At 69.4% G+C, this 13280-nt stretch carries 13 protein-coding genes; 7 read left to right on the forward strand and 6 right to left on the reverse strand.

What is annotated here, in order from left to right; all coding sequences use genetic code 11:
• Positions 1-11 precede the first annotated feature (11 nt).
• Positions 12-317, reverse strand: coding sequence for a hypothetical protein (locus I71_RS25535; RefSeq protein ID WP_307189029.1), 306 nt, complete (start codon positions 315-317; stop codon positions 12-14).
• A 32-nt stretch (positions 318-349) separates the two neighbouring features.
• Here I71_RS25535 and I71_RS25540 point away from each other — a divergent pair, with 32 nt between their 5' ends.
• Both I71_RS25540 and pyk read left to right on the forward strand, forming a co-directional pair.
• Positions 350-967, forward strand: coding sequence for a LysR substrate-binding domain-containing protein (locus I71_RS25540; protein WP_280109915.1), 618 nt, complete (start codon positions 350-352; stop codon positions 965-967).
• Between the two features lie 235 nt (positions 968-1202).
• A complete protein-coding gene (pyk, locus tag I71_RS25545; RefSeq protein ID WP_042700453.1) occupies positions 1203-2627 on the forward strand; it encodes a pyruvate kinase in 1425 nt (474 codons plus the stop codon).
• Between the two features lie 47 nt (positions 2628-2674).
• Here pyk and I71_RS25550 read toward each other — a convergent pair whose 3' ends face one another.
• Together I71_RS25550 and I71_RS25555 are read right to left on the reverse strand one after the other, a co-directional pair.
• A complete protein-coding gene (locus tag I71_RS25550) occupies positions 2675-3100 on the reverse strand; it encodes an Lrp/AsnC family transcriptional regulator (RefSeq protein WP_042700456.1) in 426 nt (141 codons plus the stop codon).
• 229 nt (positions 3101-3329) lie between these two features.
• Positions 3330-3815, reverse strand: coding sequence for a thioesterase family protein (locus I71_RS25555; protein ID WP_244434051.1), 486 nt, complete (start codon positions 3813-3815; stop codon positions 3330-3332).
• A 406-nt stretch (positions 3816-4221) separates the two neighbouring features.
• On the opposite strand from I71_RS25555, the gene I71_RS25560 reads away from it, so the two are divergent.
• The 3 genes from I71_RS25560 (at position 4222) to I71_RS25570 (ending at position 8516) form a co-directional block, all read left to right on the forward strand.
• Positions 4222-6480, forward strand: coding sequence for a carbohydrate-binding domain-containing protein (locus I71_RS25560; RefSeq protein ID WP_042700458.1), 2259 nt, complete (start codon positions 4222-4224; stop codon positions 6478-6480).
• 347 nt (positions 6481-6827) lie between these two features.
• Positions 6828-7022 carry a hypothetical protein gene (locus I71_RS25565; RefSeq protein ID WP_042700460.1) on the forward strand — a complete coding sequence of 65 codons (195 nt, stop codon included), beginning with the start codon at positions 6828-6830 and terminating at the stop codon, positions 7020-7022.
• A 126-nt stretch (positions 7023-7148) separates the two neighbouring features.
• Positions 7149-8516, forward strand: a complete 1368-nt coding sequence (locus tag I71_RS25570) for a chloride channel protein (protein WP_042700462.1) — start codon at positions 7149-7151, stop codon at positions 8514-8516.
• A 9-nt stretch (positions 8517-8525) separates the two neighbouring features.
• Here I71_RS25570 and I71_RS25575 read toward each other — a convergent pair whose 3' ends face one another.
• Both I71_RS25575 and I71_RS25580 read right to left on the reverse strand, forming a co-directional pair.
• Complete coding sequence (locus tag I71_RS25575) at positions 8526-9479, reverse strand: aldo/keto reductase (protein ID WP_042700464.1); 954 nt, start codon at positions 9477-9479, stop codon at positions 8526-8528.
• Positions 9480-9513: 34 nt separating this feature from the next.
• Positions 9514-10743, reverse strand: coding sequence for an MFS transporter (locus I71_RS25580; RefSeq protein WP_042700466.1), 1230 nt, complete (start codon positions 10741-10743; stop codon positions 9514-9516).
• Positions 10744-10920: 177 nt separating this feature from the next.
• Here I71_RS25580 and I71_RS25585 point away from each other — a divergent pair, with 177 nt between their 5' ends.
• Entirely contained in the window at positions 10921-11688 is a 768-nt protein-coding gene (locus I71_RS25585; RefSeq protein WP_244434052.1) for a hypothetical protein, read from the forward strand.
• A gap of 10 nt (positions 11689-11698) precedes the next feature.
• Here the strand turns inward: I71_RS25585 and I71_RS25590 are convergent, their stop codons facing one another.
• Positions 11699-12598, reverse strand: coding sequence for a LysR substrate-binding domain-containing protein (locus I71_RS25590; RefSeq protein ID WP_042700475.1), 900 nt, complete (start codon positions 12596-12598; stop codon positions 11699-11701).
• A 118-nt stretch (positions 12599-12716) separates the two neighbouring features.
• Between I71_RS25590 and I71_RS25595 the strand changes: the two genes are divergently transcribed.
• Positions 12717-13280 (forward strand): TSUP family transporter (locus I71_RS25595; RefSeq protein WP_244434053.1); only part of this gene is annotated, 564 nt, incomplete at its 3' end.

A 13280-nucleotide genomic window follows, 5' to 3' on the forward strand; every position in this document is an offset into this window, starting at 1 on the left:
GCTCCGCAGGCTCAGTACAGCCCGCCGGTACCCAGCGTCGCCGCGGCCGGCGGTGCGGGAATGCCGGGCTGCGGCGTGCCGAAGCCGGCGGCGGCGTTCGGGTCGCCCGTCAGGGCGCCGGACGCCTGCGAGGACCCGTCCAGCACCACCTGCGGCTGGTCGGGGTTGGGCTCGGTGCCCGGCAGGAAGGCCTCCCAGATGGCGCGGTTGTCGCCGAACTGGGCAAGCTGGCCGTTGGCCGGATTGACGCGGACGAGGCGCAGGCCGGGCGGCACGCGGAACGGCGTCGCCGGCTTGTCCTTCAGCGCCACCTGCATGAGGCTTCCTGACCGGCCAGGAGGTCGAATGGCTGTCGCACGTCACCAGCGTGCTCCGCGCTCAGCTGAAGGACATCGACTTCCGGGTGTCGAGCGACTTCTCACCCGACATCGGCGAGGCCATCCAGCGCGGCGAGATCGATCTCGGCTTCTGCCGGCTCGAATCGCAGCCGGACGTCTCCTACAAGGTCATCGCGCATGAGCCGATCCTGGTCATCCTGCCGGCCGACCATCCCCTGGCCGCCCGCTCCGCCATCGACGTGCGCGACATCGATCCGGATTCCTTCATCGGCTACACCGGCACCCCGCATGTGCTGCGCGGCATCGTCGACCGCTATCTGCGGGAGCGCGGCGTGGTCGTGTCGCCGGTCCACGCGCTGGACGGCATCGCCACCGGGATTTCGCTGGTGGCCTCCACCGGCGGGGTCACGCTGCTGCCCGCCTATGTCGAGCCTCTGCTGCCGCGCTCGCTGGTCAGCCGGCCGCTCACCGGCAATGCGCCGGTGATCGAGATCGCCGCCGGCTATCGGGCCGACAATCCCTCGCCCATCCTGCAGGTCTTCCTGGAGAACATCGACCAGCTCATCGCCTCGAAGGCGAAGGCGGCCGGCATTGCACAAACCTCCCCGGACAGCAAACCGCCCCCATGAGCTTCCCGCGGATCGACCGTTCCGCGGGACCGCCCCTGCCGAGCCGCCTTGCTTTCCGGCGGCAATCGCGACACCCTGGTATGGCACGCGAACGGCCGACGGGCTTCCCGAAGGGGTTGCCCGTCGTCGCAGCTCGCGCCGCTGACCAGTCACCCCGCCGTCCTCCCATGGTGGCCGCCCCGGCGGCGCACCGGACGGCCCAGACAAAGAGGACGGCCCCCGCGGCCGGAACCACATGCGCCGTCATCGCCGCGCCAAGATCGTCGCCACCGTCGGACCGGCCAGCAACTCGCCGGAGATGCTGAAAACCCTGTTCCTCGCCGGTGTCGACACCTTCCGGCTGAACTTCAGCCACGGCACCCACGACGACCACGCCAAGGTCCACCGCGCCATCCGCGAGCTGGAGGCCGAGGTCGGCCGTCCCATCGGCATCCTCCAGGATCTCCAGGGTCCGAAGATCCGCGTCGGCACCATCCGCGACGGCAAGATCGCTGTGGCCACCGGCGAGCAGATCCGCTTCGTGCTCCAGGGGACCGACGGTGACAAGCGCTCCATCCCGCTGCCGCACCCGGAAATCTTCGCCGCCATCATGCCGGGCCACCATCTGCTGATCGACGACGGCCGCGTCCGCGTCGAGGTGGTTGAGCTGGGCGACGACTGGATCGAGGCCAAGGTCGTCGTCGGCGGCGTCATCTCGAACCGCAAGGGCGTCAACCTGCCGGGCACCATCCTGGACCTGTCGCCACTCACGCCCAAGGACCGCGCCGACCTCGCCTTCGGGCTGGATCTCGGCGTCGACTGGGTCGCGATGTCCTTCGTCCAGAAGCCGGGCGACATCCTGGAAGGCCGCAGCCTGATCGGCGACCGCGCCGGCATCATGGCGAAGATCGAGAAGCCGCAGGCGCTGGAGAAGATCGACGACATCATCCGCCTGTCCGACGCGGTGATGGTGGCGCGCGGCGACCTCGGCGTCGAAATCCCGCACGAGGACGTGCCCGGCCGCCAGAAGGAGCTGGTGCGCGCCTGCCGTCTCGCGGTGAAGCCGGTGATCGTCGCCACCCAGATGCTCGATTCGATGGTCTCCGCCCCGACCCCGACGCGGGCCGAGGCGTCGGACGTGGCGACCGCCATCTATGACGGTGCCGACGCGGTGATGCTGTCGGCCGAATCGGCGTCGGGCCAGTATCCGGTCGAGGCGGTCACCATGATGGACCGCATCATCCGCTCCACCGAGCAGCACAAGCTCTACCGTTCGCTGATCCAGGCGACCCATCCGGGCGAGGAGCACACGCCGCCCCACGCGGTGGCCGCCGCCGCCGCCGATCTGGCCGACACCCTGCATTCCTCGGCCATCGTCGCCTTCACCTCCAGCGGCACCACCGCGGCGCGCATCGCCCGCAAGCGGCCGGAGGTGCCGATCCTGGCGATCACCCCCGACAGCGCGGTGTCGCGCCGGCTCTGCCTGCTGTGGGGCGCCCACAGCGTGCTGTCCGACGACATCCGCACCTACGAGGAGATGGTCGACCGCGCCATCGCCATCGGGCGGGCGGAGGAGCTGGCCGGCAAGACCGGCACCCTGGTCGTCGTCGCCGGCATCCCCTTCGCCCAGGCCGGCACCACCAACAACCTGCGCGTCATCCACATGGACGGCACGGCGTAAGGTCGGGAAGCCCCATCCCCCGCCCCTCACCGGGCGGGGGCCTCTTTCTACCGTTCCATCTTCGTCGACAGCACGATGGACGACATCGTCCGCTCGACCCCCGGCAGGCGGCCGATGGCGTCCAAAGCGGCATCCATCGCGTCATGGGTCTCGGTGCCGACGGTGGCGCACAGGTCGTACTGGCCGCTGATGCTGTGCAGCCGGATCACCTCCGGCATCTTGCGCAGGGCATGGACGGCACGGTCGGCGAGCCGGGCGTTCACGCTGATCATCACCAGCGCCGACACCCCGCGCCGCGGCGCCGGATCCCCCAGCTTCACCGTATAGCCGGCGATCACCCCCTGCCGCTCCAGCCGGGCGATGCGGTCCTGCACGGTCGAACGCGACAGCCCCAGCGCCCGGCCGAGTGCGGCCGTGCTGGTGCGGGCGTTCACCGTCAACAAGTCGATCAGCCGTCGGTCGAAATCGTCCATGATGGTCCGTCACGGGGGAAGGGCACGCATAATCCCCTCTCCCCCCGCTCACGCGCAAACGAAGTTTGCGCTGACGCGACAGGCGGATCGAAGATCCGCCGAAAGCGGGGAGAGGGTTAGGATGAGGGGGGCGCGTAGCAGAATTTTCCGGGAAAGGCACGCTGTGCATCCCCCTCACCCCGCCCCTCTCCCCGGGGGGAGAGGGAGATATCCGCGGCAAGAGCCTCCCTTACCCCTCGCAGCCCGCCTGGTAGCGTTCCATCGCCGCCCGGATGTCGTCGGGGATCGGCACCGCGGCGAAATCGTCCAGCGAGGTGGTGACCAGCGTCAGGCTGCCCGACAGCCGCACCTGCCCCTCATGCTCGCCGTTGATGCGCAGCTGGAGGGAACTGCGGCCCAGCCGTTCCAGCAGGACGCCGAGGGTCAGCGTGTCGCCCATGCGGCTGGGAATGACGAAGTCGCATTCGGCATGCACGATCGGCAGGCCCAGGCGCCGCTGCAGGATCATCGTCGCATAATCGATGTCCAGCCCCTGGGTGAACCAGTCCTCCACCGCGCCGTTGAACATGTCGAAATAGACCGGGAAATAGACGATTCCGGCCGGGTCGCAGTGGGAAAAGCGAATGGGCCGCTGCACCCGGAAACAGCCCGGCGGCAGGGGCCGGTGGCTGGGCTGGTCGTCGGGTCGGCGCGGCCGCTCGCTGTACTCGTGCATCTCTCGGTCAATCCTTGTTCCGCTTCGGTCGCCGGACATAGGGGATGTCCGCCGCCTCACGGTCGCCGCGTCTCACGCCGGCGGAAAACAGTTGTGGCTATTCCAAACAATCCGGGAAATGCGCCTTTCGTTCAACGGCTTCCTGCAGCAATAGGGGAAAGCCGCAGTTTTCGCACCGTTCGCTGTTGCGGAAATGCTGCACTGCAATCACGACAACGGCCCGGATCGGCCACCGGCCGCGGTGCCCGCAATTTGTCGCAGGTTTGTGGCTTTTAAGCCGAAACATCACACAAAGATCCCGCCGCTCCTCGCCATTCTCCGCACGCATCCGGGTTCAGGCCCAATACGGACATCAGCCCAACGGCCGCCCAAGGCCCAGGGCACATCAGGCGAGGACACCGAACCGATGGCCAGTTCAACCACCAAGATCGTCGTGAACGCCCTGGGCAAGGCCGCGGGCGGCGTGAACGCCCATTTCACCCTGCTGGTCGACGGCCAGAAGGTGGGTGAGGGCACCGCCGGCACGACGGCGAAGGATTTCGTCTTCACGCCGGTGCTGACCAGCGACGTCGCGCACAAGGTGCAGATCCAGTACGACAACGATGCCGTCATCAACGGCCAGGACCGCAGCCTGACCGTCAACAGCATCTCGATCGGCGGAAAGACGGTCGCGCCGACCGCCGGCATCGTCAGCTATGACAAGGGCGCGCTGGACGGCAAGGACGTCGTCGCCGGCCAGTCGAACCTGTGGTGGAACGGCACGCTGGTCGTCAATGCCGACAAGAGCTATTTCCCCGCCACCGTCACCGCGACGCCTGCCTCGGGCAAGGACACCATCGTGGTGAACGCCTCCGGCACACCGGCCGGCGGCGTCAACGCCCACTTCAAGGTGCTGGTCGACGGCAAGCAGATCGGCGAGGGCACCGCAGGCACCAGCGCCAAGGATTTCAGCTTCACCACCGACGTCGCCGACCGCATCGCGCACAAGGTGCAGGTCCAGTACGACAACGATGCCGTGATCAACGGCCAGGACCGCAGCCTGACCGTCAACAGCATCTCGATCAACGGCCACAAATACGCCGCGACCGACAGCGCCGTCACCTATGACAAGGGTGCGCTCGACGGCAAGGACGTGGTCGCCGGCCAGAAGGGCATGTGGTGGAACGGCACGCTGGTGGTGAACGCCCCGGCCTCCGATTTCCCGGCCGGCACCACGACCACCACGCCGACGACCCCGGCCACCCCCACGACGCCCACCACCCCGACCAATCCCGCACCGACCGGCCCGGCCTTCTACGTCGCCACCAACGGCAAGGACAGCTGGTCGGGCAAGCTGGCCGCTCCCAATGCCGACGGCACCGACGGCCCCTTCGCCAGCCTCGCCAAGGCGCAGGCGGCGATGCGCGCCGATTCGACCATCGACACCACCTACATCCGCGGCGGCGACTATCACCAGACCGGGCTGTGGCTGGACAGCCGCGACAGCGGCGTGACCTTCGCCGGCTACGGCAGCGAGAAGGCGGTGATCCACGGCGGCTCCAACGCCAGCGTGTCCTTCGGCCTGGGCGGCGCCAAGAACGTCACCATCGAGGGCCTCAACTTCGCCGACGGCGTCGTCGGCGGGCATTACGTCTATGCCGACAATGCCGCCGGCCTGACCTTCGCCAACAATGTCGTGAAGGGCGGCGGCTACGGCATCACGGTGCAGAACAGCGCCAACAGCAAGGTCACCGGCAACCAGTTCGACAACACCGGCGCCGAGTCGATCTTCGTCAAGGCCGGCTCCAACGCGACGCTGGTCTCCGACAATCTGATCCGGCACCCGAACGCCGCCGACCGCGGCGACGCCGGCATCTGGATCAACGGCAGCTCGGACGTCCAGGTCACCCACAACCAGATCGAGAACTCGCCGGAAAAGGCCATCGCCGTCGGTTCGGTCCAGACGGACGGCAGCGACGCGGCCTACCGCGTGACCATCGCCTACAACAAGGTGATCGACGCCAATCTGGAGTCCAACGACGGCGGCGGCATCTACCTGATCAACCGCCAGCAGGATCTGGCCAACCACACCGTCATCAACAACGACGTGTCCGGCACCACCGCGACCAACCCGTCCGGCAGCGTGGCGAGCTGGGGCATCTATCTCGACGACTGGACCAGCGGCACCACGGTGAAGGGCAACGTCGTCCACGACAACATCGGCGGCGTCTTCCTGCATGGCGGCTGGAACAACACGGTGACCGAGAACGTGATCGCCGGCAACAGCGGCGCCCAGATCGGCCTGCAGCAGGATGTCGCCTGGAGCGGCTGGAAGGGCCACACGATGAGCGGCAACGACATCTCGGGCAACGTCATCGACGTGCGCGAGGGCACCGCTGTCCACATCTACGGCCCGGCCAATGTCGGCAACCTGCACAACAACTTCTACAGCAGCCTCGATACCGCCGCGAAGGAGTTCGACGCCTGGCCGCAGGTGATGTCGAGCGGCGCCTGGGGCACCCTGGCGAACTGGCAGGCCGCCGGCTACGACAAGGGCTCGGTGACGCTGAACCCGGCCTTCGTCAATCCGGGTGCGGACGATTTCAGCCTGGCCTCGAACTCGCCGGTCTACGGGCTGGGCTTCGACCACATCGCCTACAGCGACATCGGTCTGCTGCACGCGTAACCCTCTCGCCATCACGGGATCCCCCTCTCCCCGGGGGGAGAGGGGGATCTCACCCTCCCCCCGGGTCCTATCACCTGCAGCCGATCATGGCCCGGCTGGAACCTTGCGGTAGACAGGATGTTATGGCTTTTGAAAAGTCGTCCGATCCGACACCGGGCGTATCTTGAAGTGAAGACCGGCCACCCCACCTGTCAGTCGTCATGCCGCCCCAGCCCTCCCAAAAGGAACGCGGGCGTCATCCCGATAAAAACGCCGGATGACCCGCCCGCGACATATCGTCTCCAGGGGCAGCACGCCGCAGGTCTGCCCGGCATTCTGCCGGCGGCCAGCCAATATAAGAGGAAACCATGGACCGTCGTGACATCTGGATGAAGGACCCGGAGCTGAAGGCCGCCTACGAGGCGCTCGGCCCCAATTTCCGCCGCGAGGTGGAGCAGGCGCAGGCCCGCCGCAGCCAGCGCACCCTCCAGGGCGCCGCCATCGCCTCGCGCGGCAACCGCGCCGCATCGAAGCCCCAGCCGGTCAGCGTCGTCCGCCGCTGATGCCTGATCGTCGCGCGTGATCGCAGCAGATCTGCGTGACCGTGGCTGGATCTGTGGAGAAGGACGGACCTAAACTCGGCATTCCGCCGTTCCATCGGTTCGCTTCCCCCGCTTCCGGCCAAGCCAATGTCTTCCAACCGTCCGCAACACCCGCTGCGCCATCGGCTGCGCATCCCCCGCCATGTCTGGATGTCGCCCAGGACCTGGCGTCGGCGCCTGCTGTTCTGGTCCGGTGCCGGTGTGGTCGGTCTGGTCGCCGTCCTGTTCGCCCGCGCCGCCGATTACGCCCAGCAGCTGTTCCGGCTGGCGGAGGCGGCATCGCCCTGGCTGCCCGTCCTGCTGACCCCGCTGGGTCTGGCCTTTTCGGCCTGGGTGGCGCTGCGGGTGGTGCCGGGATCGCAGGGCAGCGGCATTCCCCAGGCCATCGCCGCCCGCCATGTCCAGGATCCGGCGGCCAAGCGCCGGCTGCTGTCGCCGCGCATCGCCGTGGGGAAGATCCTGCTGACCCTGGTCGGGCTGGCCTGCGGCGCCTCCATCGGGCGGGAGGGGCCGACGGTGCAGGTCGGCGCCTCGATCATGCTGATGGCCGGCTCCCTCGCCGGGCTGGGGCGGGAGCCGGGACTGATCCTGGCCGGCGGAGCCGCCGGCGTCGCCGCCGCCTTCAACACGCCGCTGGCCGGCATCGTCTTCGCCATCGAGGAGATGGCCCGCAGCTTCGAGAAGCGGACCAGCGGCCTCGTGCTGGTCGCGGTGGTGGCCGCCGGTCTGGTTGCGGTGGCCTTGCTCGGCAACTACGCCTATTTCGGCCACACCGCGACCTCTGCGAGCTGGCAGGACTGGAAGGCGGTGCTGGCGACCGGCATCGTCGGCGGGCTGGCCGGCGGCGGGTTCAGCAGCCTGCTGCTGTGGCTGTCGCGCGGGATCCGCTGCGGCCTGGGCGGACGGCTGGCCCGTCACCCGGTCCTCATCGCGCTCTGCTGCGGCCTTGCCCTGGCGGTGATCGGCGCCGCCACCGGCGGGCTGACCTTCGGCACCGGCTACGAGCAGGCCCGCGCCCTGCTGGACGGGGTGGAAACGCTGCCCTGGTACTACGCCCCGGCCAAGCTGCTGGCGACCGCCCTGTCGGGCATCTGCGGGATTCCCGGCGGCATCTTCTCGCCCTCGCTGTCGGTGGGGGCGGGCATCGGCTCGATCATCGGCGGCCTGCTGCCGGACACCTCGCTGGAGGCTGTGGTGCTGCTGGCGATGGTCTCCTATTTCGCCGGGGTGGTGCAGGCGCCGCTGACCGCCGTCGTCATCGTCACCGAGATGAGCGCGTCGCCCGACATGCTGCTGCCGCTGATGCTGAGCGCGGCACTCGCCACCACGCTCTCCCGGCTGGTCTGCCCGCACTCGGTCTACCATGCCATGGCCGACGCCTTCCTGGCGGTGCTGCGGACCGACGAGGCCGGCAAGCCGGCCCCGCCCAAGGCGGCGGCGATCCCCTCGCCCTGACCAAACGCCTCAATAAGCGCTGGCCCGGTCCAGCCGCGCGATGTCCTCGGCATCGAGCCGCAGAGTGGCGGCGGCGATCAGGTCGCCCATCTGCTCCGGCTTCGATGCGCTGGCGATGGGGGCCGTCAGCCCCGGCCGCGCGATCAGCCAGGCAATCGCCACCTGCGACGGCGTCGCCCGATGCCGGCCGGCGACCTCGTCCAGCGCCGCCAGGATCGCCCGGCCGCGCTCGTTCAGGTATTTCGACACCGCCCCGCCGCCGCGGGCGCTCTTGCCGGCATCCCCGGCCGAGCGGTATTTGCCGGTCAGGAAGCCGGCGGCCAGCGAATAGTAGTTGATGACGCCCAGCCCGTTCTCCCGGCAAATCCCCTCCAGCTCCGCCTCATAGCCCTGGCGGCTGTAGAGGTTGTATTCCGGCTGCAGGGTCTCGTAGCGGGGCAGGCCGGTGCGGGCGCTGACCGCCAGCGCCTCGCGCAGGCGCGGTGCCGTCAGGTTGGAGGCGCCGACCGCCCGCACCTTGCCCTGGTCGATCAGCTCCTTGTAGGCGCCGAGCGTGTCCTCGAACGGGGTTTCGGGATCGTCCCAATGGGACTGGTAGAGGTCGATGCGGTCGGTCTGGAGCCGCTTCAGCGAGTCTTCCACCGCGGCGCGGATCCAGGCGGGCGACAGCCCCTTCCTGCCCGGCCCCATCTCCGACCCGACCTTGGTCGCCAGCACGATGCGGTCGCGGTTGCCGCGGCTCTTCATCCACTTGCCGATGATCGTCTCGGACTCGCCGCCCTGGTTGCCGGGCGCCCAGGCCGAATAGACGTCGGCGGTGTCGATGAAGTCGAAGCCGGCATCGACGAAGGCGTCGAGCAGCCGGAAGGAGGTGGCCTCGTCGGCGGTCCAGCCGAACACGTTGCCGCCGAAGCAGAGCGGGGACACCGTCAGGCCGCTGCGGCCCAGTGTACGTCGATCCATTGCATCGTCTCCTTGGAGGTCAGGTCAGGCGATTTCAGGTCGGGCGGCGGGCCGCCCCGCGGAATTCGGTCAGGTAGACCAGCAGGCCGACGGCGGGAAAGGTGAAGCCGATCCAGGTCACCGGCGCCCAGCCGCCGACGGCGAAGGCATAGCCGGCCAGCGCCGACCCTGCCGCGCCGCCCAGGAAGAAGATCGCCATATAGATGGCGTTCATCCGGCTGCGGGTCTCCGCCCCCAGCGAATAGATGGCGCGCTGCCCCAGCACCATGTTCATCTGCACGCCCATGTCGAGCAGCAGCCCGGCCAGCACCAGCAGCGCAATCGACCCTTCTCCCGCCCGCGCCACGAAGAAGGACAAGGCCGCCATCGCCAGCGCGAAGCCGGTGGCCGGCCGGGTCCAGCCGCGGTCGGCGATCCGTCCTGCGATGGGCGCCACCAGCGCACCCGCCGCCCCCGACAGGGCGAACAGCGCGATGCCGCGCTGGCTGAGATGGAAGGGCGCCCCCGCCAGCAGCAGCGGGACGGAGGTCCAGTAGAGGCTGAAGGCGGCGAACATCATGGTCTGGTAGACGGTCCGCCGTTGCAGCACCGGTGTCCGCACCAGCAACTGGCCGAGCGAGCCGAGCAGCGCGCCATAGCTCGACTGGCTCTTCGGCCGCCGCTGCGGCAACACCCGCCGCAGCAGCACGGCGAAGCCGACCATCGCCACCGCCGACAGGGCGAACACCGCCCGCCAGCCCAGGCTGTCGGCGATCAGGCTCGACAGCGGGCGGGCCAGCAGGATGCCGAGCAGCAGCCCGCTCATCACATTGCCGACCACCTGCCCGCGCGAGGCCTCCGGCGCCATGTGGGCGGCCAGCGGCACCAGCATCTGCACGGCGACGGAGGTGACGCCGATCAGGAAGGACGCCGCCAGGAACAGGGATGCGGAGGGGGCGACCGCCGCCACCAGCAGGGCCGCGACCGTGCTGCACAGGGTGACCACCACCAGCCGGCGGTTCTCCAGCAGGTCGCCCAGCGGCACCAGCAGCACCAGCCCGGCGCCATAGCCGACCTGGGTCAGGGTGACGACGAGGCTGGCGGTCTCCGGCGACAGCCCGACCGCCGGGCCGATCAGCCCGACCAGAGGCTGGGCGTAATAGATGTTGGCGACCACCACGCCGCAGGCCAGCGCCATCAGCAGGACGAGCGAGCGGGACAGCGCCGGATGGGCGGCGTCCCCGGCGGCCAGGGGATCGGGACGGGGAACAGCGGTGGGCGGCATCGCGCGGTCCTGTGGAGTGATGACTGTTCGAACCTGTGACAGAACAGCGCGCAGCCTATGTCGGCACGATGCTCCGTTGCACCGCCGATTTGCGCACCGGAGGAATGCATGGCCGCAGGCCGCAGAATCGGACAGGATCCGGTCGAGCCTCCACACGACTCCCATCGGACGCCCGCCATGCCCTTTCCCGTCCCCCTCCCCGGAATGCCGCTGGCCTTTCTTCTGGCGGCGGCACCGCAGCCGCCGCTCCAGACCTGTCCGGTGCCGGTCGTCGAGGCCCTGGAGATCCAGGCGGTGGAGATGCCAGCCGGCGCCTGCCGGATGACCCACTGTGCCGCACCGCTGCCGAGCTTAAGCGTCTGTCGCTGCATCGGCGGTCCGGCCTCCTCCACAAGCGGCTGGACGGCGACCTACAGCGTGAAGCGGGGGGAGGCCACCGGCCACTGGTCCAGGGCGCTCGACGACCTGATGCCGGAGCAGATGGGTCCGATGGATGTGGCGCTGGCGGATCTGTCCGGCAGCGGCACGCCGTCCCTGGTCATCGCCGAGCTGGACGCGGTCAGCACCGGCGTCGGGCTGCACAGCTGGACCCTGACGCTGCTGGAGGCGCAGCCGCCCTTCCGCCAGCTCGCCACCGCCGAGACCGTCGAATATGGGCCGGGCACGCTGGCGCAACGCCTGGACGGCAGGCCCGGCTGCGACCTGCTGATCGCCACGCCGGAAGACGACTGCCGCAGCGATGCGGGCGCCGGCATCGTCCTGTCCGGCCACTGGATGCGCTTGCAGCCCGGCCTGGAGCACGATGGGCTCCGGCCGCTCGGCAGCCGCCCGCCGCCGCCCCGCCGCTTCGTCAGCGCCGAGGATCTGGTCGACGACCGCGGCAAGCCGGCCGCCTGGTTCTCCACCCCCGGACCGGACCGGCAGTGCCCCGCCGGCTCCCGATGACCGCCGCGGGTCAGGCGATCTCCGCGCACAGCGCATAGAGCCAGTCGCGGAACGGCGCGAAGCCGGCATCCTCCCGGCAGACGGCGCGATAGACCAGATACCAGGAATGGACCATCGGCACCGCCAGCGCGAAGGGCGTGGCGAGGCGCCCGGCGGCGATGTCGTCCCCGCTGTAGAGCCGCGGCGCCAGCGCCACCCCGACGCCGTCGATGGCCGCCTGCAAGGTCATGGCGTAGCTGCTGAAGGACAGCCCTCTCAGTCCCAAATCCGTTCCCGGCTCCGCCTTCTGATCCGCCGCCCCGGCGGCGGCGAGCCAGCGCGGCCAGTCCTGCCCCCAATGGGAGACGTGCAGCAGCGTGGCGCCGGCCAGATCCGCCGGCTTGCCCAGCTCCGCCGCCAGCCGCGGCGCGCAGACCGGCTGCAGGCTGGAGGAGAACAGCCGCTCCGCCTCATAGCCGGGCCATTGGCCGTCGCCGAGCAGCACGGCGCAGGTCCAGTCGTCCTTCATCGGCGCCCCCGCCCCGCCGGTGGCGATCCGCACCTCGATCTCCGGATGGTTGAGGTGGAAGCTCGACAGCCGCGGGATCAGCCAGCGCACCGCCACCGTCGCCCCCATGCCGACCGTCAGCACCGGCCCGGCCCGCATCGCCGACACCTGTTCGACCCGCCGGGCGATGCCGTCGAACGCCTCGGTCAGTGCCGGCTGGAGCGCCCGGCCGCGTTCGGTCAGCAGCAGCGCATTGGCCCGCCGGTCGAACAGGGCGAAGCCCAGCCGTTCCTCCAGCAGCTTCACCATCCGGCTGACCGCCGCCTGGGAGACATGCAGCTCCGTTGCCGCCGCGGTGAAGCTGCCATGGCGGGCGGCAGCCTCGAAGGCGCGCAGACCGTTCAGCGAGGGCAGGCGGCGCATGGTCCCATCCTGACTTTACCCCAATTTTTCCTGGGGCTGAGCATCGAACAATGCCGTTTGCGGCGCAACCGCGCGCGTGCGAGTTTTGCCCGCATCTTCTCAGACATCCGGGCGATTCATGCTGACGCTTCCGCTGATGGTGGGGCTTGGCCTCACCGTTCTCGTGACCTCGTTTCTGTCGGGCCTGTTCGGCATGGCCGGCGGCATGGTGCTGATGGGCCTGCTGCTGATCCTGCTGCCGGTGCCCTCGGCGATGCTGTTGCATGGCGTGACCCAGTTTGCCTCCAACGGCTGGCGGGCCTGGCTGTGGCGGCGCCATGTCGTCTGGCCGGTGATCCTGCGATTCGCGCTGGGGGGATCGGTGGCCGGTCTGCTGTTCGCCCTGGTCGGCGCCGTTCCCGACCAGGCGGTGTCGCTGCTGATTCTCGGACTGATGCCGTTCCTGGCGCTGGCGGTGCCGGCCCGCTGGGCGCTCGACGCGCAGAAACCGCTGCATGGCGTGCTGGGCGGCTTCCTGTGCATGGGGGTCCAGCTGATCGCCGGCATCTCCGGACCGCTGCTCGACACCTTCTTCATCCGCAGCGGCATGACCCGCCAGAGCGTGGTCTCCACCAAGGCCGCCATCCAGTCGGTCGGCCACATGGTGAAGATCGTCTATTCGCCCCGCTGGTCGCCGCGGCGC

Origin of the sequence: Azospirillum sp. B506, from assembly GCF_000333595.1 — a bacterium.
Classification (GTDB): domain Bacteria; phylum Pseudomonadota; class Alphaproteobacteria; order Azospirillales; family Azospirillaceae; genus Azospirillum.